Origin of the sequence: Bifidobacterium mizhiense, from assembly GCF_020884755.1 — a bacterium.
GTDB classification, from domain to species: domain Bacteria; phylum Actinomycetota; class Actinomycetes; order Actinomycetales; family Bifidobacteriaceae; genus Bombiscardovia; species Bombiscardovia mizhiensis.
The window spans coordinates 64197-87692 of the sequence record NZ_BPWE01000005.1; the positions used below are offsets into that span (position 1 = coordinate 64197).

Here is a 23496-nt window from a genome sequence, read left to right on the forward strand (position 1 = left end):
AACCATACTCGTGATATGGCCAGATGGACTGTCCGCCATTCGTTGTTCGGACACCGGCGCGATTCGAAGAACCGGCCGGCGGGATGCATCCCAAGGCTTACTTGGTGAAGTCCACATCCTTGGTTTCGTGGCAGGTCAGCACTGCCACCAGGCAGCAGACCGCCATAACGGCCAGGTAGAGCCCGACCGAGCGCACTCCCCAGTGGGAGGAGAGCCAGGTGGCGATGGTGGGTACGAAGGCCGCGCCCACGATGGCCGCCAAGTTGTAGCCGATACCGGAACCCGAGTAGCGCACGTTGGCGTCGAAGAGCTCCGGCAGGAAGGCGCCGATAGGCCCGAAGGCGATGCCCATCAGGGCGAACCCGACGCAGAGGAAGACCATGACCTGGAAGGTGTTGTGATGTGCCATGAGCAGGTAGGGGAAGGCCAGGCTGAAGACCACCAGCATGACGGAGCTGCCGATCAACACCCGGCGACGGCCGATGCGGTCCGCATAGACGCAGGCCAGCACGATGAAGAGGGCGAAGACCAGGATGGAGACCATCAGCATGAGCAGGTATTCCTGGTTGGTGAAGCCCAGTCCGCCGCCGCCCTGGGACTTGGGCTTGGTGCCGTAGGCCAGGGACCAGGTAGCCAGGGTGTAGAAGAGGGTGTAGGTGACTGCGACCAGGAAGGTGGCCTGGAGTACCTGACGCCAGCTCTTGCGGAAGACCTCCAACAACGGGGTCTTGACAACCTTCTGCTGATCCAAGGCCATCTGGAAGATGGGGGTCTCCTGCATGGAGACGCGGACAGCCAGCCCTACAACCACCAGGATGGCGGAGAGCAGGAAGGGCACACGCCAGCCCCAGCTCAGCATCTGCTCGGGGGTGCAGAACATCTCCAGCAGGAAGTAGGTCCCGTTGGCCAGGAAGAAGCCGATGGGGGCGCCCAGCTCAGGGAAGGAGCCGTAGAGGGCCCTCTTGCCTTCCGGGGCGTTCTCGGTGGCCACCAGTGCTGCGCCGGACCACTCGCCGCCCAGGCCGATACCTTGCACGAACCGGCACAGGCAGAGGACCACCACGGCCCAGAGCCCCCAGGTGGCGTAGGTGGGCAGGACGCCGATCAGGACTGTGGAGCAGCCCATGGTCAGCAGGGAGACCACCAGCGTGGTCTTGCGTCCCTGACGGTCCCCGAAGTGTCCGAAGATCAAGGATCCCAAGGGCCGCGCGATGAAAGCGATGGCGAAGGTCAGCAGGGATGCCAGCAGGGCCACGGTCGGATCGGTCTTGGGGAAGAAGAGCTTGGGGAAATAGTTGGCCGAAGCCGTCCCGTAAGCGTAGAAATCGTAGAACTCGATGGCCGTGCCGACCATGGAGGCCCCGATGACTGTGCGAACCGAGCTGCGGGTCACACGGGTGCTGCCGGACGCGGACGCTGCCGGGGCCGGGGAAGCAACACTGACGTCGTTTGCCGTCACTTCATCTCATCTCCTTATAGAAAAACCCCGCTGTTGGCAGGGTCTGATGCGATGAAGCCTATGCGTCCAGCCCCGCCTTCCGACGGGGTCGAACAATGAAGATTGTCGAGTCAGTCCGCCGGTGAGGACGGGCTAATAATTCGTGCGGACACGGTGCCGAATCGGCGGGTGTCTGTCAAGCTGGTCATCACGGCGAACCTCCCTTCATCATCCTCGAATCGGATGCGTTCTCTGCGCATCCGCATTGGTGCCGACCATAGGCCTGACAACGGCTGGTCCAGCCAGACAGGTCCACTATGTGGACGGATGGATGTTGGGGTCAGTGAAGAACCGGCCCGGAAATTCGTCGGAGATTACGGCTTGACGGTCGGCATACATCAGGGCACAGGAGAAGGAAAATCTGGCGGCCAACGCATCCGGCGGCACCAGGAAGAGGGCTGTGGCCAGTCCGTCAGCCAGGCCCGTGGGGTGTTCGTTGTCCTTTTCACCAGTCACCACCCAGGAGGCCAGCACACGGTCGACCGGACGGCCGTCGATGGCATCCAGGATGTGGTGAAGAGCTGTCAGCCCTGCTGCCGCGGCATCCTCGGAGCGGTCGGTCCAATGACGGCGGCTGGGTGCCGAGGCACACAAGGAGCCACGGGACAGCTCAACCTGGCCCACGCCTGCAGACAGATCACCGGGATCCTCCATAGCGATAGAGACCGGGTGAGAGGTCCGCATGCGCATGTCGCCACCGGCATCAATCAGGTACTCTTCGACCCGAGGTTCGAGCAGGTCGGCAATGAGGTCTACCAGATAGCCTTTGCCAACTGCGCCGAAATCAAGGCTGACCGGACCGGTAGTCACAAGGACAGCACCCTGACGACTGAGGTCATCGCCCCAGGTCGGTCGCCCATGGATCCGCCCCAGATGACCGGCGGCGTCGGCCTGCAGCCGGAAGGTGGGCTGTCGGCCGTAGCCCAGACGGGTCAAATCCTCGCCCACCATGGGGTCCAGGGCCCCGTCGGTGGCGGAATACAGCCTGTCATATAGGTCAAAGAGCCCCTGACAGTAGTCAGGAAAGACGAACCTTCCCCCATGAGAAGCCCGAGCCATTTGCGCAGGTATGGCATCCTGCCTGAACCGTGACAGGGCACGTTCGTAATCCTCAATCAGATCGACGATGGCACCGTGCAGTCGTTCTCCCAGGGGCCTGTCTGTGGAGATGATGATTCCCGTACCTACCGCCCCAGGGAAGGCGGCCAGGCAGGGCAACCCCATGGAACTTCCTCAGTCGATCAGGGAATGGATCTGCACGATCTGATCGCGGCCCGGGCCAGAGCCGACGGCCGAGATGCGGCAACCGGACAGATCCTCCAGGCGGTGGATGTAGTCCTTGGCCTTGGTCGGGAACTCCTCGAAGCTCTTGGCGCCGGAGATGTCCTCGCGCCAACCCGGCAGCTCCTCGTATACCGGCTGGGCCGATTGGAACTCGGCCTGATCCACGGGCATCTGATCCACCCTGACCCGGGAGCCGTCAGACCGGGTGATGTCGTAACCCACGCAGACCGGGATGGTCTCCAGACCGGAGAGGACATCCAGCTTGGTCAGCACGATGTCGGTCAGGCCGTTGATCTGCACAGCATACCGGCTGACCAGCGCGTCGAACCAGCCACAGCGACGGGAGCGGCCGGTGGTCACCCCATACTCGTGGCCCTGACGGCGCAGCCATTCGCCCTGCTCGTTGTCCAGCTCCGTGGGGAAGGGCCCCTCGCCCACGCGGGTCACATAGGCCTTGGCCACACCGACCACCCGGTCGATCTTGGTCGGGCCCACGCCGGTGCCGGTGCAGGCGCCCCCGGCCGTGCAGTTGGATGAAGTGACAAAGGGATAGGTGCCATGGTCCACGTCCAGCATGGTGGCCTGCCCCCCCTCGAAAAGCACGTTCTTGCCCTGCTCCAGGGCCTGGTTGAGCATCAGCGAGGTATTGGCCACGTAGGGCTTGAGTCGGTCGGCGTATCCCGCCAGCTCTTCAACGGTGGCCTCCACCTCAATGGCCCGGCGGTTGTAAAGCTTGACCAGCATCTGGTTCTTCTGGTGCAGGCTGGCCTCCACCTTGTCACGCAGATGGTCGACATTGAACAGGTCGTGCACGCGAATGCCCACACGGTTGATCTTGTCGGCGTAGGCCGGGCCGATCCCGCGGCCTGTCGTGCCGATCTTATGCTTGCCCAGGAAGCGCTCGGTCACCTTGTCCAGCGTCCGATGGTAGGGGGCGATGATGTGCGCGGACTCGCTGATCCTCAAGCGGCTGCAATCCACGCCACGGGACTGAAGTCCATCGATCTCCTCGAAGAGGGCGGCCGGGTCGACCACGACGCCGTTGCCGATGACCGGGGTGATGGCCGGGTGAATGATCCCCGAGGGCAGAAGATGGAGGGCGTACTCCTGATCGCCCACAACCACGGTATGGCCGGCATTGTTGCCCCCATTGAACCTGGCGACGTAGTCCATGTGCTCGCCGATCAGATCCGTAGCCTTGCCCTTGCCCTCGTCGCCCCACTGGGCCCCGACGATCACGATTCCAGGCATACGATGCTCCTTATCCGCTGGTCGCCATCCAAGGAAAACAAAGGCAGACCATCCATAGACGAGCCTAACCCCACGTATGGAGCTGGAGGTCTTTCAGACCTTTCACATCAGCATGGGCAGATCCGAAATTGGAAAAGTCTGGTCAGGTCCTGGAGCCGATCATGGTGTCCCGGCCCCGACAGAGCAGGAAGGCCGCACTGACGAGCAACCCTAGGATGACCGGGATCAGAGATGCTTCGATGCCGAATGATCCACCGGTCAGCAGGGTCGGTCCCTGAACCTTCATGACCATGAAGCCGCGTATATCCTGACCGGAGACCGGAATTCCCAAGAGGGCCTCAGTGAGGTTCCACCCGATATGAAAGCCTATGCAGATCCAGAGATTATGCCTGGATACCATGATGGAGCCCAACATAAGACCGGCTTCGATGGCTATGGCCAGACAGGAGAAGAGGGTAGCCCCAGGGTTGAGCGCATGCATGAACCCGAAAAGAAGTGAAGTCAAAGTCAGGGCAGGCACCCATCCCAGCCAGCGATCCAGGGCGTGGAGAGCCACTCCCCGCATTATGAGTTCTTCAAAAACCGACGCGCAAGCCAGAACTCCTAAGGTCAGGATCTGGGAGACGCCGAATGGGCGGAAGCCATCCACCCTGTAAAACCCAAGGATTATGAGGATGAAAGCCGAAAGGGCCAACAATCCGAAGCCGATGCCCAGTCCTCCCAACAAGGAGACGAGGAAACCATGGGCCGTCAACTCGGTAGGCTGACGTCCGGCCCACCTCACCATGACAACTTTGGCATAGAACCAGATGCCGAAGCCCATGAGGAGGATGGCGACCAACAGCACCAGCCATTGGGCCCATAAGGGACGGCCAGCCATCGGGGTCGTTGAGGAATCAAGCATCAGCAATACGCCGAACCCGAGCAATCCCCAAGCAGCAGTCTTGTGTATTCCCTGCCTGGGTGGGCGTGAATTGGATTGCGTATGCCGTTTCATCTCATGGCCCGCCCTGCGCTGCCCAGCTGCTGACAGGCCTGGACTACACGAGCCGCCATCCCATCCTCGGCCTGGCGCCCCCAGGAACGGGGATCGTACTCGCTCTTGTCGCCGACCTCCCCGTCCACCTTGAGAACCTTGTCGTAATTGGCGAACATGTGCCCGGCCACGGCCCTGGTGAAGGCGTACTGGGTGTCGGTATCCACATTCATCTTGACCACACCATGAGCGACGGCCGAGGCAATCTCCCCCGGCTGCGAGCCAGAGCCCCCGTGGAAGACCAAGAGGAAGGGCTTGTCGGCAGGGGCGCCCGGGGCGGGGATGCTGCCGACCTCCCCATCGGATATGGCTCTGGCGGTCCTGGCCTGGATCTGCCCCAGCAGGTCGGGCCGCAGCTTGACCACACCGGGCTTGTAGGATCCATGCACGTTGCCAAAGGTGAAGGCCACCATGTAGCGGCCGCGCTCGCCCAGACCCAGGGCATCAACCACCTTGGGGCCGTCCTCGGGCGAGGAATAGAGCCGCTGGTCGATAGCAGCCGAGTGACCGTCCTCCTCGCCGCCTACTGTGCCCACTTCAATCTCCAGGATGGTGCGGGCGGCCCGGGACAACTCCAGCAGCTCTGCCGCCGTGTCCAAATTCTCACCCAGGGGCAAGCCGGAACCGTCCCACATGTGCGACTGGAAGAGCGGATCCTGACCGTGGGCCACCTGGTCCTTCTCGTAGGCCAGCAGGGGCCGAACCCATTGGTCCAGGTATTGCGGGGCGCAGTGGTCCGTATGCAGGGCCACGGTGATGCTTGAGTAGCGGGAAATCACTTCGTGCGCGAATCTGGCAAAGGCGATGGAACCAGCCACCCGGTCAGCCAGGCGCTGTCCGGACAGGTAGGCGGCTCCTCCGACTGAGACCTGGATGATCCCGTCGGACTGGGCTTCGTCCAGCCCCTGCAGGGCCGCGTTCAGGGTCTGCGTGCTGGTCACATTGATGGCGGGATAGGCGTAGGACCCCCGTCTGGCCGCATCAAGCATCGCCGCATACTGTTCAGGAGTCGCTAAAGTCATACCCTCATTATCGTCGGCTGCAAGGAAAAGCAGCCGACCACCCGCAGCTACAGACATCACCGATAGCTCTGCAGGTCTCTGCCCTGATGGCGAACAGCCCACGACGCGCTTTGACAAGCCTCCAAGCCGCAGGTAGTTTAGCTCCGTACAGTTTGATGAAACGTTACATCAAACAGGTTGTTTGTTTCACGGCAGTAACGAATCAGCCTAGGGAAGGCACGACATAGGTAAGCAGAGGGTTGGGGCCGCCCATCCTTCTGGGAAGGAGACCAACGTGTCAGCAAGCAAGGAAACCGTCCGCAAGATCATCCTGGATCTGGACACTGGCATCGATGACACGCTGGCTCTGTCCTACGTCCTGGGCTCCCCGGACGCCGAACTGATCGGCATCACCGGCACCTACGGCAACGTGGTGCTCGACCGGGGCGTCAACAACGATCTGCGGCTGCTGGCCATGTACGGCAGGGAGGACATCCCCGTCTTCAAGGGGATCGATCACCCCAGCACGGCCGACTCCTTCAGCGTTCCGCCGGATTCCGAGATCTTCCACGGGGCCAACGGCACCGGCAACATCGAAATCCCAGCACAGACCGACCGGCAGGCCAGCCAGCAGAGCTCGGTGGACTTCATCATCGACGCGGTCCGCCGCTACCCCAAGGGCGAGCTAGTCGTGGTGCCCACCGGCGCTCTGACCACCATCGCCGCCGCCCTGGAAAAGGCCCCGGACATCGTTGACCGCATCAGCATTGTCATGATGGGCGGCACCCTGACCCAGCCAGGCAACGTTGGACCTTTCGCAGAGGCCAACATCAACCAGGATCCCGAGGCCGCCAACCGGGTCTTCGCCACCACCGCAGACATCACCATGGTCGGGCTGGACGTGACCACCCAGGCTCTGATGAGCCGTGAGGACACCGAGGCCCTGCGCGCCACAGGCACCAGCGCCGGACGCTTCCTGGCAGACATGACCGACTACTACATCGACATCAGTGAAAAGGAGAGCGGGGTCTACCTGGGCGGCTGCAACCTGCACGACCCCCTGGCCGCCGCGGTGGCCATCGACCCCAGCCTGGTCACCACCTTCGCCACCAACCTGATGGTCGAGACCGAGGGACCGCAGCGGGCCCGTACCATCGGCGACCCCAGCAGGCTTCTGGACACGGTCAAGAACACCAAGGTGGCCCTGTCCGTCGACACCGAGCGGTTCACCCGGCGCTTCATGGACAGGCTTCTGACCCTGGTGCGCAAGACCGAGAGCGAACGATAGAAGGACGGCAGTCATGAGCGAATCCATCACCACCGAGGCCACCGAAGCGGCCGCGGACGAAAACCGCCGCAGCACCAAGCGAGCTCTGCCGGCCCTGCTGACCATCTTCCTGCTGGGCACACTGATGATCCAGGCCTTCAACCTGGTCTTCCAGAACGTGGGCGACTCCCTGGGGATGTCCGCCAACGCATCGCTGATCAGCACCCTGCCCGGCATCGTCCTGGGCGTGGTCTGCATGCTCTACGGCACCCTCTGCGACTACATTTCCCCCCGGAAGATGACCCTATTCGGCGTGGGCGCCCTGATCGTCGGCAGCCTCCTGGGCTTCTTCGGAGCATCGAACTTCTGGGCCGTGGTCCTGGCCCGCATGATCCAGACCGCGGGCGGCCAGGTGGCCGGCTCGGTCTTCCTGGTCATGGCCATGAAGTACCTGAGCGACAAGGAGCGCGCCTTCTATCTGGGCATCTTCAACGCCGTCTATTATGCATCCTCGGCTGTGGGTATCTTCGCCGGCGGACTGATCACCTCCATCGACTGGCGCTACCTTTTCCTGGTGCCGCTGGTCTCCATCCTCCTGATCCCGCCGGTGCTCAAGTACACGCCTGACACCGGCATCAAGGGCGAGCGCATCGATGTCTTCGGCATCGCCTTGTTCGCGCTGATCGCCGGATTCGTGGCCGTCTACTTCTCCTTCCCGGCCACCTGGATGCTGGGGGTGCTGGCCGTCTTGATCCTGATCTTCGCCGGCTATGTCTGGAAGGGCACCAACCCCTTCCTGAGCCGCGGATTCGTGACCAACGGCGCCTACATGGCTGTCCTGCTGGCCCTCTTCGTCTTCTACTTCTTCAACTTCGCCTGCGTGCCCATTTACAACGTGATCGGCGACCGTATCTACGGGATCTCCCTGAGCCAGGTCTCCCTCTGCCTGACCATCGTCTACATCGTGGCCACTCTGGTGGGCTGCCTGTCCGGAGTCATCATGAACGCCATGGGACGCCTGCCCATGCTGATCCTGTCTGCCCTGCTCATGATTGCCGGAGCTGCCGGTTCGGCCCTGATGCTCACCTCGGGCTTCTGGGTCCTGACCGCGCTGGCCTCGGTCTTCATCGCCGGCATCACCATGTCCTACACGCCCCTCTACGACTCCTTCTCGGCCACCCTGCCAGTGGACCAGAACGGACGCGGCATCGGCATCGGGGACCTGATGATGAACACCTCGGCCTCCATCGGCATGGCTGTCTACAGCGGGCTCATGGCCAATCCCCAATTCGGGTCACATGCCCTGGCGGGTGTCAAGACCGGCATCCAGGCTCAGGTGGCCAACATGTTCTGGGTCATGGCGCTGGCCGCCCTGCTGGCCCTGATCATCGTGGCCGTCTTCCACAAGGCCATGTCAGCCAAGGCTCCCCAGGAGTGAGGCTGGTGTGACCCACACATACTTGGTCGGATAGCCGCACGGCCCGGTCCGCTCTTCCCAGCCTTAGGAATGAGTCAGGTCCAGGCCCGGCACCCGGCCGCGCGAACCGGGGAGGAAGTGGAGTTCGGACTGCTTTCGGCATTGTGATAGTCCCCCTCTTCCCTCAGCCGCCGATGGCAAGAAGATCGCCGCCCCTCCCCCCGGTGGAGAACCCCCGTCATAGCCATAACTGACGGGGGTTCTTCCATATCTTCTGCCCTTGCTTTCAATCCTTTGCCTACTAAGCACAACTTATAAGGACGCCAGAGAAAGGGAACTCAGGAATACAGCTGGACGGCACTTTCCATCCCACTGTCGGCATCCGTCCACCTTGATGCTCAAATCCAAGGGAAGCGGAAGTTCCAAGAGCAGATAACCGGCTCAACCAAGCCCTTGATAACTCATGGGTTTGCATGACTCATGGATTTGCAGATGCCTGATCGTCCTGTAATAGACCTCAACGGACTCAATCGAGCCACCGGCCATGTGGTTTCACGTGAAACGTCGGCGCACTGATACTTCCCCCAAAATGAAGAGAACCCGGCGGTGCATGAACACCACCGGGCGAGAGAGAAGAAAGGGAAATCAGTTGTCGGACGGAGGTCAACCGCCCGTTCGGTTTTTGAGCCGATATCTATAGTAAAGAACAGCTACCTTATGGTGACGATAGTGTTATCTGAAAATTCTCTGTGAATCCAGCCAGATCAGAGGGCGGGCATAGGGCCGATTAGACTGGATTTCGAATGGTTTCCCGCCCAAGAAGAGACCCTCGACCAACGAGCCTAAAGGAGATACCTCGGCATGCTGCTCAGCGACCATGACATCCTGGATGCCCACCAGGCAGGACATCTGAATCTGGACCCATGGACACCTGCCATGGTTCAGCCCTCCAGCGTGGATGTGCGCCTGGACCGCTACTTCCGGGTCTTCAACAATCATCAATACACCTATGTGGATCCAGCGGAGGACCAGGGCGCATTGACCGAACAGTTCGAGGTACCCAAAGACGAACCCTGGATCCTGCACCCGGGCGAGTTCGTTCTGGGATCCACCTGGGAGTACGTCAAGCTGGACTCGACGCTGGCCGCTCGGCTGGAGGGCAAGAGCTCCCTGGGACGTCTGGGCATCCTGACTCACTCCACTGCCGGATTCGTCGATCCCGGCTTTGAGGGGCACATCACCCTGGAGCTGTCGAACGTGAGCACCCTGCCGGTCAAACTCTGGCCAGGCATGAAGATCGGCCAGATGTGCTTCTTCCAGCTCTCCTCGCCCGCCCAGTACCCTTATGGATCCAAGCACAACGGGTCCCATTACCAGGGCCAGCGCGGTCCAACCCCCTCACGCTCCTACGTCAACTTCTACAAGGCCGACGTCTCGGACTGACTGCCATAGTCGCCTGCGCCATCACCTTGACTTCGAGCGCACTCGAAGGGTTATAGCTGAATCTGCCGGAATGACCCGGCCAAGATGATGGCAAGGAGACTAACCCATGGCAATCAAACAGACGGCGGGCCACGACCGACTCGGTCAGTTCGCACCACAATTCGCCCATCTCAACGATGATGTGCTCTTCGGCCAGGTCTGGTCCCGCGAGGACGAGCTTTCGGCTCGAGACCGCAGCATGATTACCTGCGCAGGTCTGATGAGCATGGGGCTCTTCCCCCAGTTGAAGAGCCATATGGCCATGGCCAAGGGTAATGGTGTCACCCGCACTGAAATGGTGGCGCTGATCACCCACCTGGCCTTCTATGCGGGATGGCCCAAGGCATGGTCGGCATTCGACCTGGCCAAGGAGATCTACGGCGAAGGCGACCCCGATGACGAGAGCCAGGACACCACCGCAACCACAGCCGGGACCGAGCTGGATTCAGGCCCCTATCCATTGGGGGATTCGGCTGACGGACCCAACTTCAGCGGTCATGTCTGGCTACACCGCCTGACCGATCCGGACGCAGAATGTTCAGCCAGCAATGTGACCTTCGCACCCGGATGCGTCAACCGTTGGCACACCCACCCGCATGGCCAACTGCTAATCGTCACCGCCGGGCAGGGTTGGGAACAGGAGGAGGGCCATCAGCCCCGCAGACTGGAACCTGGTGACGTGGTCTTCTGCCCGGCAGGAGTCAGGCACTGGCATGGCGCCTCGGGTAGGTCATCCATGGCTCACATCGCCGTCACCCCAGCTTCGAGCGGGCAGTCTCCGGTCGAGTGGATGGAGTTCCCGGATCCTGATCAGGTGGCCGCTCTGGGTTGACCCGCACGGCCGATCTGCGCGGCCAGATCGGCAAAGGTACAGTGAGTCTTCGCCCCAGCCGATATTGAGTCCGACAGACAGCTGACCGGTTCCCGCCTGCCTTTACACTGAAGACATGGCTAACAAGAAAGGCCCGACCAAGGGTTCGGGCGGCAAGCACCGCAACAAACTGCGCGGCCGAGGGCCTACCCCCAAGGCTGAGGATCGCGTCTACCACAAGGCCTACAAGGCCCGGCAGGCGGCCCAGCGCAGGCAGGCGGCCGATCCACGTCTGGCTGCCCGTCGCCGGGCCGACCGGTTCACCTCTGATTCCGACGATCTGGTCATCGGCCGCAACGCCGTCCTGGAAGCCCTGCGTGTAGGAGTCCCGGCCAGCCAGCTCTATCTGGCCGCCCGGATGGACCATGACGACAGGACCAGGGAGATCGTGCGGCTGGCCGGGCAGGAGGGACTCAACCTCCTGGAGGCCGACCGTTTGGAGATGAACCGCATCGCCCGGTCCAGCAACCACCAGGGTGTGGTCCTCAAGGTGCAGCCCTACCAGTACGCCTCCCTGCAGAGCCTGGTCGACAGGGCCGAAAAGCACGCAGCCGCCCTAGACGGGGCCGACCAGGCGACCAAGGTTGCCGCCCGCCCGCTGTTCATCGCCCTGGATGGAGTGACTGATCCGCAGAATCTCGGGGCTGTCATCCGTTCAGCCGCGGCCTTCGGAGCCTCGGGTGTGGTTCTGCCCGAGCGCCGCAGCGCCTCGGTCACAGCCGCAGCCTGGAAGGTGTCTGCCGGAGCCGCCGCCCACCTGCCAGTGGCTCGTGTGGTCAATCTGACCAAGGCCATCCAAGGGCTCAAGGAGCGCGGCTACTATGCGGTCGGTCTGGACGGCGCAGGTAGCGCCATAGTAGGCGAGACCGGCTTCGAGACCGATCCCCTGGTGGTGGTCCTGGGATCCGAGGGCAAGGGGCTGAGCCGCCTGGTTCGGGAGAACTGCGATGCCCTGGCCTCCATCCCAATCTCCAGCTCGGTGGAATCCCTGAACGCCTCGGTGGCGGCCGGCATCAGTCTCTACGCCGTAGCCATGGCACGCCGACGGTCCGCCAGCCAAGCCAAATAGCCCCAGGCAGGCACCGGCAACCTGAAGACGGACAGACCCAAACGGCAAGGGTCTACACACAGCAGCCGGCATGCAGCAGACCCTTGCCGCACAAACGAATCAGTCAGCTGGAAGCCCAGACCGCGTCATCCTGGTCGTCCTGGTCGGCAGCCGCATCCAGGCTGCCGGGGGCGTAGACCGATCGCAGTGAGTTTCGGCCGCCATTCGCGTCCTCAAAGGCCGGCTGCGACGGTACCTCTTCGCCAGCCTGGTCGCGGTCCGTCTGAGTGTCTGCTTTGGTCTGGCCTCCAGCATTGGCTTGGATGTTCATGTCACTGCCATCCGCGTCCTTGCCGGTCCCATCATGGACGGATTGTTCACCCTGACCAGTCTGGGCGTGCGCACCCTGCCAGTGCATCTCGTCGTCGACCACCCCGGCGTCGGCCTCCTCGTTGATGGTCTTCATGTCCTCGGAATCCAACCGGTACTCGGGCAGGGATTCGCTGATGTAGCTCTGTACGGCCTCGGCCATGGGCACGTCGTGGCCGGCCTTCTCGGCCATCAACCAGCGGTGGGTCAGCACCTCATGGAAGAACTGGGCCGGTTCGATCTGCGAGCGGTATTCCGGTGGAATCATGCGCACAGTGGGTTCGAAAACCTCGCGCATCCAGTCGGTAGCCACAATCTCCAAGTCCTCGCCCTGCCGCCAGGTGGATGCCCGGTAGGCATCCAGATCGTTGAGCAACCGCCGGGCCTGGTTCTCCTGCACATCCAGACCGGTCAGCCTCAGCAGTTTGCGGGAGGCGTAGCCAGCATCGACCACCCTGGGGCGCACCAGCACCCGGTTGCCATCCTCCTCGGTCTTCATCTCCAGCTCGTCCACATCGAAGCCCAGATCGTTGAGCCGGTTGACGCGGCGCTCGATCTTCCACATCTCGTCCGGATCGAAGCTGTCCACGTCCGTCAGGGCACTCCAGAGGGAGTGGTAGCGATCCACCAGCCGGTTGCCCACGCCGACCTCGTCCACCTCGCCGGCCAGCAGGTTGCCGGAATCCAGATCCATGAGCTCGCCGATGATGTTGGTCCTGGCCAGGTCGATGTCATACTCGCGCTGGCCGTCGGTCAGACTGGGGTGCAGATCGCCGGTCTCGGCATCGACCAGGAAGGCCGAGAAGGCATCGGCATCACGCAGGAAGAGCACATTGGACAGGGAAACATCGCCCCAGTAGAAACCGGCCAGATGGAGCCTTACCAGAAGAACCGCCAGAGCATCGATCAGCCGCTCGGCCGTGTCCGGACGCAGGTTGCGGGCAAAGAGGGCACGGTAGGGCAGTGAGAACTTCAGGTGCTGGGTGACCAGCATGGCCTCAAGGGGCTCGCCCTCGCGAGTGTGCCGACCGGTGACTACGGCAATGGGGTTGACCGTGGGCAGCTCCAGTTTTTGCAGCTTGCGCAGGAGCTCGTACTCACGCTCGGCCACCCGCTGGGTGATCTCCTTCATGGCGTAGACATCGTCGCCCACATGGACGAAGCGCACCACGTGCCGTGATATGCCTCTGGGCAGGTTAGCCAGCAGATCCCGGGGCCAGGTGGCCAGCGGCCGCTCCCAGGGCAGGGTGAACATCCTGGGGTTAGAGCTGGTGGCCGTGATATGCAGGGCGGCCGGCTCCTGCTCGGAGGAGGGATCGGCCGTGGTCTTTATCGAGGTGGCTTTCAGGGCACGAGGGTCCAGAGAGGAGGCCGTTGCCCGGTTGATGTTCACGCTAGTCATGCTTCATCCATCCCATCGCCGCCCATCCTATACGGGAAGAGCCCCGCACGGATGCGCCGCGCGGGGCTCCCGGTCACCCGGTCAACAAGGAAAGGAGATGATATCAATGATCGATACGGACCCTGCGGATCAGCGGGAAACCGTGGCCAAACCACAGGGTCACAGGAATACTCAGTTCAGCCGCAGCTCGCTGGCCGGGGAGAACAGGTGCATCTTTTCAGGATCGATGTGGATCTTGACCACGTCGCCCACCTTGGGCAGGTCACGCGGGTTGACGCGGATGGTGGTCAGCTTGTTCTGATCAGACATGACGATGGCCTGCTCAGCCGCGCTGTTGTCGGTCAGAATGTTGCCGTAGATGTAGCCGTCGGAGCCCAGATCCTCCACGTTGGCCACCTTTAGGGAGAAGGCATCCGGATCGTCGGCACCGGCCAGAGAAGCATTCTCGGGACGGAAGCCCACGACGATCTTGCCCTGGTCGTCAGGAGTCAACTTATCAACGGCCTCGCGCGGCAGGCTGATGGTGTCCTCGCCGATCTTGGCCTGCCCGTTGACCACGGGGTGGATGTTGATGTTCATGGAGGGCGAGCCGATGAAGCCGGCCACAAAGACGTTCTCAGGCCGATCGTAGAGCTCGGTAGGCGCACCCACCTGCTGCAGGACGCCCAGTTTGATAACGGCGATCCTGTCGCCCATGGTCAGAGCCTCGGTCTGATCGTGGGTCACGTACAGGGTGGTGACGTTCAGCTGACGCTGCAGGGCGGCAATCTGGGTACGGGTCTGGACACGCAGCTTGGCGTCCAGGTTGGACAGAGGCTCATCCATCAGGAAGACCTTGGGCTGACGCACAATGGCGCGACCCATGGCCACACGCTGACGCTGACCACCGGACAGAGCCTTGGGCTTGCGATCCAGGTACTCGGTCAGATCCAGCACCTCGGCGGCCTTCTCCACCCGCTGACGGATCTCATCCTTGGGGGTGCCGGCGATCTTCAGAGCGAAGCCCATGTTGTCGGCCACGGTCATATGGGGGTAAAGGGCGTAGTTCTGGAAGACCATGGCGATATCGCGGTCCTTGGGCTGCATGGTCGTCACGTCCTTGTCGCCAATCATGATGCGGCCCTTGTTGACCTCCTCCAGGCCGGCCAGCATGCGCAGGGTGGTGGACTTTCCGCAGCCGGAAGGCCCTACCAAAACAAGGAATTCACCGTCTTTGATGTCCAGACTGAGGTCACTGACCGAGGGCTCATCGTTGCCCGGGTAGATACGAGTGACGTGGTCGAATACCACTTCTGCCATTATTCATCCTTTCATCGGCAGGTACGTGCCGAACGATCCGTAGTGAAGGGGTTGATGTTCACTGTGGTTTCCGTCCCGGGGTCAACACCGACATCGGTATGGCCATGCGACGGTTTTCTGTTTTGTGGTTAAGAGAAACTCTCCCTTGAGCCAGTGTCCACTATACACCAAGGTCTGAATCCGACGTGTGAACCCTTGCCGACTCAATCCTTGGACTTGTCGGAATCCTCAGCATCGCGCTCGAAGACCGTCCTGGCCACGTTGATCGCGTTGATGACCCGCGGGAATCCCACGTAGGGAGCACATTGGAGTATGGCTTCGACCACGGCCGCCTTGCTCAGCCCCACATTCAAGGCTCCCTGTATGTGAACGGCCAACTGCGGAGCCGTATCACCCTGCGTCACCAGGCTGCCTATGGTGACCAGTTCACGCTGCTGAAGATCGAGTCCCTTCCGGGTGTATATGTCGCCAAAGGCGAATTCGACAATCCAGCGGCCCAGGTCCGGCGCTATATCCTGCAGAGAGTCAATGACGGCCTGACCACCCTTGCCATCGATGGCAGCCAAGGCCTCAGATCCCTTTTCAAAGCGCGAAGCTTCCATGAAGCCCCTTCTTTCTTGATATTTGGATGTTTCCCCAACGATAATATTGTATCAACGCCTGTTTATGCATTATGCCGATGGCTCCGATCAGGCTGCCAGATTCCCAGCGGCCGAGGCCGCGAAACAGCAGGAGGCAACAATCAGGTCCTTTTCAAGCAGTCGGAGCACAATGGAGATATGAGCGATCTTGAGGGATTGGATCTGAAGCCGGGACGGCTGGTCGGGGGCTACACCCTGATTGAGCCCCTGGGCGGCGGCGCCATGGGTTCTATCTGGCGTGCGCGGGATGGCGGGGGCCAGGACTACGCCATGAAGATCCTGCGGGAATCCCTGGAGGAGGATGAGCAGGTATCTCCAGACAGCTCCGACGAACGCGACCGCGCCCCGGCCCGCGAGCGCCTGCGACGCGAAGCCCTGGCCCTGCAACGGATCCGTCATCCGGGCGTCTGCCGGATCGTGGATATGGAACTTGATGATGCCCTGGCTTTCATCGTGACCGAACTGATCGAGGGGCGCAACCTGCGCGACGACGTGGCCGTCAACGGCCCCTATCGGGGCGACGACCTGGAACGACTGGCACGGAAACTGACCGATGCCGTCGCGGCCGTCCACCAGGCGGGCATCGTCCACAGGGACATTAAACCCACCAATGTCATGATCTCCGTCTCGGGCCCGGTTCTGGTGGACTTCGGCATCGCCATGGGCCAGGGGCAGAGCCATGTGACCCGGACCGGGCTGGTCATGGGAACCCCCGGCTTCATCGCCCCGGAGATCATCGACGGAGCCGAGGCCGACCAAGGAACCGACTGGTGGAGCACGGCCGCCGTTCTGGCCTATGCAGCCACCGGACGTGCGGTCTTCGGCGACAAACCCATGATGGCGGTCCTGGAACGGGAGGCCTCGGGCAATGCCGACCTGTCCGGACTTCCCACCGGCACCATGAGAGCCTTGCGCTCGGCCCTCTCCCCCGATAGGAGTACGCGTTGCACGCCCGAGGAGCTCCTGGAGGCCATCGGCCAGGACGCCATGGATCCGCAGGCCTGGCAAGAGGAGCAAGACGATCAGCAACCCAGCAAGGGCGGTCAGGGGACGATGCGCCCTTTTGGCGGCGACTCTTCGGAGGGTGAGGAGCAGGCCGACGCGCCCACCATGGTCGTTGAGCCGGCCACCATGCCCATGCCGCCGATCACCCAGGCCGATCCAGACAGTCCGCGGACGGCCTGGTCACGACCTCCGACAGATAAGGGGACCGATGAGCAGACGACCCTTATGCCCGACTCGGAACAGCCCACCAGCCTTTTGAATCCCCTTCCAGCAGCCCAGGATCAGCAGGAGCAAACGCAGACCTGGCAGGATCTCCAGCCAGTAGCCGATCGTCAAGATCTCCAAACCACCACCGTTCAGGATCCGCTACCGCCGGCACAGCCCCTACCCAGCGGATACGGCAATGACGCAAACGCCCACTGGTTGGGAGACCAGCCCCCTGCCCAGATGCGACGCCTGCGCTACCTCAAGGCCGGAACCCCCTGCCTGGTCATGCTGGGAATGTTCCCTGCCCTGCTGACAGCACTGGCTCCGGTCTCGGCCCTGGCAACCGCCGGAATCCTTCTCTGGGCCCTGAGCACTGCCGGATGGAGCATCAAAGCCCAGATCGAACGCGAGCTGCGCCGCGACGGCCCTCGGCGGAGCACCGACCGTCTACTGAACGCGGCCGCCCTCCCCTGGCACCTGCTCAAGGGCCTGGCGGCCGCCCTGCTGCGCCTGCCAGGCATGATCCTTGTCCAAGTTTTGGTCGCTCTGCCGCTGACCTGGGCGGGCGCCCTCACCACCGTCCGCGCAGGTCTGACCTTGGGCGAACACCTGTTGACCCTCCCCCTGCCAGCGGCCAGGCCCCTGTCCGTCGGCGGACTGGCCATGGCCCTGGCGACGCTGGCAGGCTGGCTGTTGACGACCCTGCCGACGCAGAACCGCTCTGCCCCCAAGGCCAACAGCGGCAACATGGTCCTGCGACTGGCGGCGGGTCGCATCCCCATGGGCCGCCAGGATCCCACGGCGCCGGGCAACCCCCGTCGCAGGTGGATCCTGCTCCTGATCTGGCTGCTGATTATTGCCGTCCTCCTGGCCGGACTGATCACACAGCCGTCCATGGACTGGGCCCCCATCCACCTCCTGCGCGCCTAAGGTCGCGCTCCACCCCTGGCGGCTACACTATGCTCAGTACGCCAAGGAAAGGATCCAGGTCATGTCCAAGGGCAAGCAGAACCGCAAGGCCGCGCTCAAGGCCCAGGAAGAGGCCCGGCGGCTCCAGGAGGCCAAGGAGCGCCGCCAGCAGACCATGATCGGCGTCATCGTCACTGTGGTGCTCATCGCGCTGATCGCTCTGGGCGGATTCCTGTACTGGCGCAGCCATCGCCCGGTCAAGACCCAGGATCTGGAACAGGCCCGCCAGGCCGTTGCAAAGGTCAAGGAAAAGCCCTCGGCCGCCAATGACCAGGGCGGCTTCCTGATCAGCTCCCAGGGGCTTAACAAGCCGGTGGCCAAGGCTCCGACCGTGGAAATCTACATGGACTTCATGTGCCCAGGCTGCGGCGCCCTGCATCGCGGGCTGGACTCCACCCTGACCGGTCTGGTGGATGCCGGGCAGATCAACCTGGTCATCTATCCCATGAGCTTCATGGATCGGCTCTCCACCGACAACTACTCGACCAGAACCGGCACGGCCACCATCTACGTGGCCCAACACGACCCCGACCACCTGCTGCCCTTCATCGCCAATCTCTACGCCAAGGACTTCCAGCCGGACGAGTCCGACTACCACCCCATCAGCAACGACAAGATCCGCCAACAGGCCATCAAGGCCGGGGTTGATCCCAAGGTTGCCGACCAGGCGGTCAAGGGCCATTACCGGGCTTGGATCAAGGCCATGGATGCCTATACGCCCCTGCGCAAGGAGCTCTGGAATCCCTCCGGATCCAACAAGGGGCAGATGACCACACCCACGGTCCGCATCAACGGTAACTACTGGGAGCTGGGCAACCTGTCCCAGGCGGGCTTGGACTACCGCTCGGGCCTGCTCAAGGCTCTGGGTCTGGACCAGTCCAAGGTGGGCGTCAAGGGCACCATGCCCGCCATCGGCGCCTCCGGCCAACCGCACTCGCTGGACTGAACCTGGCAGGGCGAGAGAAATTTCGCGTCCAGCGTCCCCTTGGTGGCACGGTGATGGTACGATATCATTCCGTACCGCGGCCCGAAGCTGTATCGGAGCTGTAATGGACCACCGGGACCGCCTCCTTAGCTCAGTTGGCCAGAGCAGCCGCCTTGTAAGCGGCAGGTCGTCAGTTCGACTCTGACAGGAGGCTCTACGCCAGGAATGAACCCCCCTATTCCACATATTCAGCTTTGTCTCGGGACAGGCTATAATAATGGACATTACCTGGATAATTACAAATACTTCCCTCGAGTAAGTCATTTCGGAGGCTCGTTCTCCGAAGTACGGACGGAGCTTTTTCCCCAACCATCTCCGTTCGTATTCGAGGACGGGATCATTCCCCTTCATTCCCGTCCTCTTGACGTTGATCCGCCGGCCCAGGGCCCGGGTCTTGAGAAGCCGACTGACCGATGACGGCCAGGTCGGCTTTTTTGTTGCCACCTATCTGTAACAAATGTGGATGTTTGCCCGACCTTGCGGATTGTCTGGCTTGGCTCCATGCCCGCGCCGCTAGAATTGCCAGGTACAGACAAGGCAGGAACGGGGAGGCGAGCACATGGCCAGACGCTGGACGCCGCGGCGTTTTGTCATGCTCAGAAGGATCCGCGTGGCCTCCTGCGCGCTCCTGGTCGTTCTGGCCATGGTCCTGACCTTCGGCATCACTGCACGCAAGAGCGTGGCTTTAAGCGTCAACGGGCAGACCAAAACGGTGACCACCTACGCCTACAGCGTGGACGGCCTGCTGCGCCAGCAGGGAATCAAGGTCAAGACCCACGACCTGGTCGATTCCACCTCCGGAGGTCAGCTGAACAACCATGCGGCAGTCACTGTGCGTTCTGCCTATCAGACCACCATCGTCATCCAGGGCCAGCGAGTGCCTTTCTGGACCACAGCCACCAGCATGGACCAGCTGCTGGGATTCTTCGAGGAGAACCGCAAGCAGGCCATGAAGGTCACCGTGGATATAGGCAACGTCTACAACCAGCTGACTGGCGGTCTGGTCATCAACCAGGCGGGGCCGGTCACGGTCGTGGCCGACGGGAAGACCTCGGTGGCCCCTGACGGCAAGCTTCCGGCTGCCTCCATCCTGGACTCCAAGGGCATCGTGCTGGGCAAGGAGGACCGCGTCAGCGTGGAGCACGACCAGGGCGCCACCGTTCTGCGTGTCCGACGGGTCACCCACGGGAACACCCAGAAGACCATCCCCCTGGCCTTTGCCACACGTACCGTGGTCGATCCGAACCTGGCGCCAGGCCAGACCCAGATCCGACAGGAGGGCGTAGCCGGCCAGCGTCTGCAGACCATCCAGGTCACCTATGTGGACGGACAGGCAGAATCGGAGCAGGTCGTCAAAGAGGAGACCGTGGCCATGCCGGTGGATCAGGTGGTGGCCGTCGGCCCCGACAAGCCAAAGGAGGGGCAGAGCAGCAGGCAGCAGTCCAAGGACAAGGGATCCGATCACGCCAAGGACACCTCTTCCCCAAGCGCCTCGCCGAGCAAGGATGCGCAGTCGGGAAAGACAACTACCACGCCCTCGCAGACATCACAACCATCAGGCTCGAATACAACGCCCAAACCAGACCCCCCGAGCCAGAACGAAAACACACCAGCCCCGTCGCCATCGCCAAGCCCATCTCCAAGCGGCCTTTGGCATGCCAGCGCAGGGCTGGCCCAGACCTATGCCTCGGGCGCAGCTGCGCAGCGCGGGTGGACAGGTTCGCAGTTCGCAGACCTGGTGAAACTCTGGAACAAAGAATCAGGATGGCAATGGGATGCCGAAAACCCCTCCGGTGCCTACGGCATCCCCCAAAGCCTGCCGGGCTCTAAAATGAGCAAGTTCGGTGCCAACTGGCATGACGATGCTGCCATCCAAATCGATTGGGGCCTCTGGTATATCGCCCAACAATACGGGAATCCCAGCACGGCCTGGCGCCACTCGGAACAGTACAACTGGTACTGACTCCCTACTACATTCACGAGCAGCGAACCGACATGAACACGAGAACCGAGAACGACCGCCTTCTGGGTGCCGCCGATATCCGACGCATTGCCGACCAGGCCGGCATCCATCCCACCAAGCGCCTGGGCCAGAACTTCGTCATCGATCCAGGCACTGTCCGCAGGATCGTCCGCCTGGCAGAGGTGAAACCCGGTCAGTCCGTCTTGGAGGTGGGTCCAGGTCTGGGATCCCTGACCCTGGGGCTACTGGAGGCAGGCTGTCTGGTGACCGCCGACGAGATCGACTCCGGGCTGGCCCGGCGCCTGCCTCAGACCGTCAGCCAACGCATGCCGGAAGCCCTGGACCGGCTGACTGTGATCAACCGGGATGCCCTGACCCTGACCCCTCAGCTGGCAGGCGACGCGGGCAGAACCGCCGACCTGACCCTGGTAGCCAACCTGCCTTACAACGTGGCAACTCCCATCATCCTGACCCTCCTGGCCCGGTTCGCCAATCTGAACCGGTTCCTGGTCATGGTCCAGAAGGAGGTGGCGGATCGTCTGACAGCTGGCCCGGGTTCCAAGGTCTACGGCACCCCCAGCCTGAAACTGGCCTGGTACGGCCGTGCCACCCAAGCGGGAAGGATCGGACGTCACGTCTTCTGGCCTGCTCCCAATGTCGACTCGGCACTGGTCTGCTTTGTCCGTAACGAGGAAGGACACATCGGCGAGGACGAGCGAACGCGGATTCGGGTTTTCGCTCTGATCGACGCTGCCTTCGGCCAGCGCCGCAAGACCCTGCATGCTGCCCTGAAGGGCCTGGTGTCGCCCGAGGCCTTCAAAGCGGCAGGTATCGATCCGAGCCGACGTGGAGAGACCATGACCATTGCGGAATTCGCCGCCCTGGAGCGGGCCGGCCGCGAGGTGGCCGCATGAGCCCGGCCGTCGGCAGGGAGGGGATCGCCCTGGACTGCCCGGCAAAGATCAACCTGCTGCTTCGGGTCGGACCCGCCCGGGCGGACTGGGGTGGCCGTCACCGCTTGGACACCATCTACAGCGCCGTAAGCATCCTGGACAGAGTGGAGCTGCGCCCAAGAGAACCTGGCAGCGGCTTCAGCCTGCACATGGAGGGCGAGCATCTGGGTGATCTGGCCGACAATGACGCTGATCCCCATGCAAACCTGGCCGTCAAGGCCCTCCTAGCCATGACCCAGGCCACCGGGCATCAGCCGGATGTGGACATCCGCATCATTAAGCGAATACCGGTGGGTGCCGGTCTGGCCGGAGGCTCCACGGATGCGGCCGGAACCATGCTGGGCCTGAACCGGCTCTGGGAGCTCGGGCTGAGCGCAGCTGAACTGGATGAGATCGCCGCCGGGCTGGGCGCAGACCTGCCCTTCTGCCTGCATGGTGGCCTCAGCCACGGCTCGGGTTTCGGCCAGGTTCTGGAGCCTTTGGATCCGGCTGGCGCAGAGGCTCGAAGTTTGCGCAATGCCGGACTGACCGGCCGCCTGCTGATCGGCGCCTATGAAGATCAGCTGAGCACGGCCCAGGTATACAAGGCCTTCGACGCGATCGGCCCCAGCCACGGCGATCTGAACGACCTGCAAAAAACCGCCTGCGCTCTTCACCCACGCTCGCTCCTGGCTCTGGATCTGGCCCGGCGGGCAGGAGCAGGGCCAGCTTTCGTCTCGGGATCTGGCCCATCGGTGGTGGCTATGGTTCCTCACTTGGACCAGGCGGCAACACTGATAAGACTCTGGCGGGAGCAGAATGCCGTGGACAGAATCATTGAGGCTGACTCGCCAGTCCTGCCCAGGATGGTTCCCCTGCGAGTCACCCATGGACAGTAGAGTAGACAACATGACGAATCCCGAACCACTCGACGAACGCGAGGCCCGCAGGCAGTTCGTACGACGGCGGCAGAAGATGGTCTTCACTATAGCCGTCAGCGCCCTAGTGGTCATCCTGGTCATCTGTGGTCTGATCATCTTCGGATCCATCGGGCATACCGCCAAACACGCCACCATCGCCAAACCCAACTATGGGGTCGCCGTGCCCTGTCCGCCCGACAAGTCCAAGCTGGTCAACCACCCCGACATCCGTGTGCGGGTGCTCAACGGAACCAACAAGTCCGGTCTGGCCACTGCCCTGGCGTCGGCCCTGCGCAATCGGGGATTCAACATGCAGGATGTGGCAGACTATCCGGGCAAGACCGAGGCAGCGCGTACCCAGATACGCTTTGGCGCCTCGGCCATTGATCGGGGCTACACGGTGGGGTCCCAATTCAACGATGCCGTTCTGGTCATGGACGACCGCAGCGACGATCTGATCGATGTGGTCATCGGGGCAACCTTTACCGATCTGAACGACGAGGACAGCACCTCTGTCGTAGGCCGTAACATCAAAGCCATCAAGGGCTGCCTGGCTGACCCCTCCTCCCTGAAGAACCTGCCCAAGGCTCCCAAGGCCTGACACCGCAGCAATTGCCGGCCTGGCATCCCACCCAGGAGCGCGGACCCG

Annotated in this window: 18 protein-coding genes, 1 tRNA gene and 1 pseudogene; 12 read left to right on the top strand and 8 right to left on the bottom strand. The window is 62.5% G+C overall.

Annotated elements, in window-relative coordinates:
* Window positions 1-97: 97 nt before the first annotated feature.
* The 5 genes from LPC22_RS07290 to fbaA form a co-directional block, all read right to left on the bottom strand.
* Window positions 98-1354, bottom strand: a complete 1257-nt coding sequence (locus LPC22_RS07290; RefSeq protein WP_229133359.1) for an MFS transporter — start codon at window positions 1352-1354, stop codon at window positions 98-100.
* 399 nt (window positions 1355-1753) lie between these two features.
* A complete protein-coding gene (locus tag LPC22_RS07295; RefSeq protein WP_229133318.1) occupies window positions 1754-2722 on the bottom strand; it encodes an FAD:protein FMN transferase in 969 nt (322 codons plus the stop codon).
* Window positions 2723-2731: 9 nt separating this feature from the next.
* Entirely contained in the window at window positions 2732-4033 is a 1302-nt protein-coding gene (locus tag LPC22_RS07300) for an adenylosuccinate synthase (protein ID WP_024627082.1), read from the bottom strand.
* A 142-nt stretch (window positions 4034-4175) separates the two neighbouring features.
* Window positions 4176-5030, bottom strand: coding sequence for a CPBP family intramembrane glutamic endopeptidase (locus tag LPC22_RS07305; RefSeq protein ID WP_229133319.1), 855 nt, complete (start codon window positions 5028-5030; stop codon window positions 4176-4178).
* The gene (gene fbaA / locus LPC22_RS07310; RefSeq protein ID WP_229133320.1) at window positions 5027-6091 is read right to left on the bottom strand and encodes a class II fructose-bisphosphate aldolase; all 1065 of its coding nucleotides are present in this window, start codon (window positions 6089-6091) and stop codon (window positions 5027-5029) included. Before fbaA ends, LPC22_RS07305 begins: the two co-directional genes overlap by 4 nt.
* Before the next feature lie 274 nt (window positions 6092-6365).
* On the opposite strand from fbaA, the gene LPC22_RS07315 reads away from it, so the two are divergent.
* The 5 genes from LPC22_RS07315 to rlmB all read left to right on the top strand — a co-directional run bounded on the left by LPC22_RS07315 (window position 6366) and on the right by rlmB (window position 12176).
* Window positions 6366-7358: a nucleoside hydrolase gene (locus tag LPC22_RS07315; RefSeq protein WP_229133321.1), complete on the top strand. Its 993-nt coding sequence runs from the start codon at window positions 6366-6368 to the stop codon at window positions 7356-7358.
* Window positions 7359-7371: 13 nt separating this feature from the next.
* Window positions 7372-8775: an MFS transporter gene (locus tag LPC22_RS07320; RefSeq protein WP_229133322.1), complete on the top strand. Its 1404-nt coding sequence runs from the start codon at window positions 7372-7374 to the stop codon at window positions 8773-8775.
* An 840-nt stretch (window positions 8776-9615) separates the two neighbouring features.
* Window positions 9616-10197, top strand: a complete 582-nt coding sequence (gene dcd, locus LPC22_RS07325) for a dCTP deaminase (RefSeq protein ID WP_024627087.1) — start codon at window positions 9616-9618, stop codon at window positions 10195-10197.
* 106 nt (window positions 10198-10303) lie between these two features.
* Window positions 10304-11068 (top strand): carboxymuconolactone decarboxylase family protein, encoded by a 765-nt coding sequence (locus LPC22_RS07330; protein WP_229133323.1) that lies wholly within the window; start codon window positions 10304-10306, stop codon window positions 11066-11068.
* Window positions 11069-11183: 115 nt separating this feature from the next.
* Window positions 11184-12176, top strand: a complete 993-nt coding sequence (gene rlmB / locus LPC22_RS07335) for a 23S rRNA (guanosine(2251)-2'-O)-methyltransferase RlmB (protein ID WP_229133324.1) — start codon at window positions 11184-11186, stop codon at window positions 12174-12176.
* 397 nt (window positions 12177-12573) lie between these two features.
* Here rlmB and LPC22_RS07340 read toward each other — a convergent pair.
* The 3 genes and pseudogenes from LPC22_RS07340 to LPC22_RS07350 form a co-directional block, all read right to left on the bottom strand.
* Window positions 12574-13926: pseudogene (locus LPC22_RS07340) on the bottom strand (DUF4032 domain-containing protein); the annotation flags it as partial.
* Window positions 13927-14097: 171 nt separating this feature from the next.
* The gene (locus LPC22_RS07345) at window positions 14098-15225 is read right to left on the bottom strand and encodes an ABC transporter ATP-binding protein (protein WP_024627091.1); all 1128 of its coding nucleotides are present in this window, start codon (window positions 15223-15225) and stop codon (window positions 14098-14100) included.
* A 203-nt stretch (window positions 15226-15428) separates the two neighbouring features.
* Entirely contained in the window at window positions 15429-15827 is a 399-nt protein-coding gene (locus LPC22_RS07350) for a carboxymuconolactone decarboxylase family protein (RefSeq protein ID WP_024627092.1), read from the bottom strand.
* A gap of 177 nt (window positions 15828-16004) precedes the next feature.
* Between LPC22_RS07350 and LPC22_RS08520 the strand changes: the two genes are divergently transcribed.
* The 7 genes from LPC22_RS08520 to LPC22_RS07385 all read left to right on the top strand — a co-directional run bounded on the left by LPC22_RS08520 (window position 16005) and on the right by LPC22_RS07385 (window position 23448).
* Window positions 16005-18008: a serine/threonine-protein kinase gene (locus tag LPC22_RS08520; RefSeq protein WP_229133325.1), complete on the top strand. Its 2004-nt coding sequence runs from the start codon at window positions 16005-16007 to the stop codon at window positions 18006-18008.
* Between the two features lie 61 nt (window positions 18009-18069).
* Window positions 18070-18993, top strand: a complete 924-nt coding sequence (locus LPC22_RS07360; RefSeq protein ID WP_229133326.1) for a DsbA family protein — start codon at window positions 18070-18072, stop codon at window positions 18991-18993.
* Between the two features lie 119 nt (window positions 18994-19112).
* Window positions 19113-19186 (top strand) — tRNA-Thr (locus LPC22_RS07365).
* Between the two features lie 405 nt (window positions 19187-19591).
* On the top strand, window positions 19592-20995 hold the full coding sequence (locus LPC22_RS07370) for a resuscitation-promoting factor (protein ID WP_229133327.1): 1404 nt from the start codon (window positions 19592-19594) through the stop codon (window positions 20993-20995).
* Between the two features lie 32 nt (window positions 20996-21027).
* The gene (gene rsmA, locus LPC22_RS07375; RefSeq protein ID WP_229133328.1) at window positions 21028-21909 is read left to right on the top strand and encodes a 16S rRNA (adenine(1518)-N(6)/adenine(1519)-N(6))-dimethyltransferase RsmA; all 882 of its coding nucleotides are present in this window, start codon (window positions 21028-21030) and stop codon (window positions 21907-21909) included.
* The gene (locus LPC22_RS07380; RefSeq protein ID WP_229133329.1) at window positions 21906-22826 is read left to right on the top strand and encodes a 4-(cytidine 5'-diphospho)-2-C-methyl-D-erythritol kinase; all 921 of its coding nucleotides are present in this window, start codon (window positions 21906-21908) and stop codon (window positions 22824-22826) included. Before rsmA ends, LPC22_RS07380 begins: the two co-directional genes overlap by 4 nt.
* A 10-nt stretch (window positions 22827-22836) precedes the next feature.
* Window positions 22837-23448, top strand: coding sequence for a LytR C-terminal domain-containing protein (locus LPC22_RS07385; protein ID WP_229133330.1), 612 nt, complete (start codon window positions 22837-22839; stop codon window positions 23446-23448).
* The last annotated feature ends 48 nt before the right edge of the window (window positions 23449-23496 follow it).

Bases quoted from the DNA above. Each gene is read 5' to 3' on its own strand.
- LPC22_RS07290 (WP_229133359.1), bottom strand. From the start codon at position 1,354: ATGGTCGGCACGGCCATCGAGTTCTACGATTTCTACGCTTACGGGACG.
- LPC22_RS07295 (WP_229133318.1), bottom strand. From the start codon at position 2,722: ATGGGGTTGCCCTGCCTGGCCGCCTTCCCTGGGGCGGTAGGTACGGGA.
- LPC22_RS07300 (WP_024627082.1), bottom strand. From the start codon at position 4,033: ATGCCTGGAATCGTGATCGTCGGGGCCCAGTGGGGCGACGAGGGCAAG.
- LPC22_RS07305 (WP_229133319.1), bottom strand. From the start codon at position 5,030: ATGAAACGGCATACGCAATCCAATTCACGCCCACCCAGGCAGGGAATA.
- fbaA (WP_229133320.1), bottom strand. From the start codon at position 6,091: ATGACTTTAGCGACTCCTGAACAGTATGCGGCGATGCTTGATGCGGCC.
- LPC22_RS07320 (WP_229133322.1), top strand. From the start codon at position 7,372: ATGAGCGAATCCATCACCACCGAGGCCACCGAAGCGGCCGCGGACGAA.
- dcd (WP_024627087.1), top strand. From the start codon at position 9,616: ATGCTGCTCAGCGACCATGACATCCTGGATGCCCACCAGGCAGGACAT.
- LPC22_RS07330 (WP_229133323.1), top strand. From the start codon at position 10,304: ATGGCAATCAAACAGACGGCGGGCCACGACCGACTCGGTCAGTTCGCA.
- rlmB (WP_229133324.1), top strand. From the start codon at position 11,184: ATGGCTAACAAGAAAGGCCCGACCAAGGGTTCGGGCGGCAAGCACCGC.
- LPC22_RS07345 (WP_024627091.1), bottom strand. From the start codon at position 15,225: ATGGCAGAAGTGGTATTCGACCACGTCACTCGTATCTACCCGGGCAAC.
- LPC22_RS07350 (WP_024627092.1), bottom strand. From the start codon at position 15,827: ATGGAAGCTTCGCGCTTTGAAAAGGGATCTGAGGCCTTGGCTGCCATC.
- LPC22_RS08520 (WP_229133325.1), top strand. From the start codon at position 16,005: ATGAGCGATCTTGAGGGATTGGATCTGAAGCCGGGACGGCTGGTCGGG.
- LPC22_RS07360 (WP_229133326.1), top strand. From the start codon at position 18,070: ATGTCCAAGGGCAAGCAGAACCGCAAGGCCGCGCTCAAGGCCCAGGAA.
- LPC22_RS07370 (WP_229133327.1), top strand. From the start codon at position 19,592: ATGGCCAGACGCTGGACGCCGCGGCGTTTTGTCATGCTCAGAAGGATC.
- rsmA (WP_229133328.1), top strand. From the start codon at position 21,028: ATGAACACGAGAACCGAGAACGACCGCCTTCTGGGTGCCGCCGATATC.
- LPC22_RS07380 (WP_229133329.1), top strand. From the start codon at position 21,906: ATGAGCCCGGCCGTCGGCAGGGAGGGGATCGCCCTGGACTGCCCGGCA.
- LPC22_RS07385 (WP_229133330.1), top strand. From the start codon at position 22,837: ATGACGAATCCCGAACCACTCGACGAACGCGAGGCCCGCAGGCAGTTC.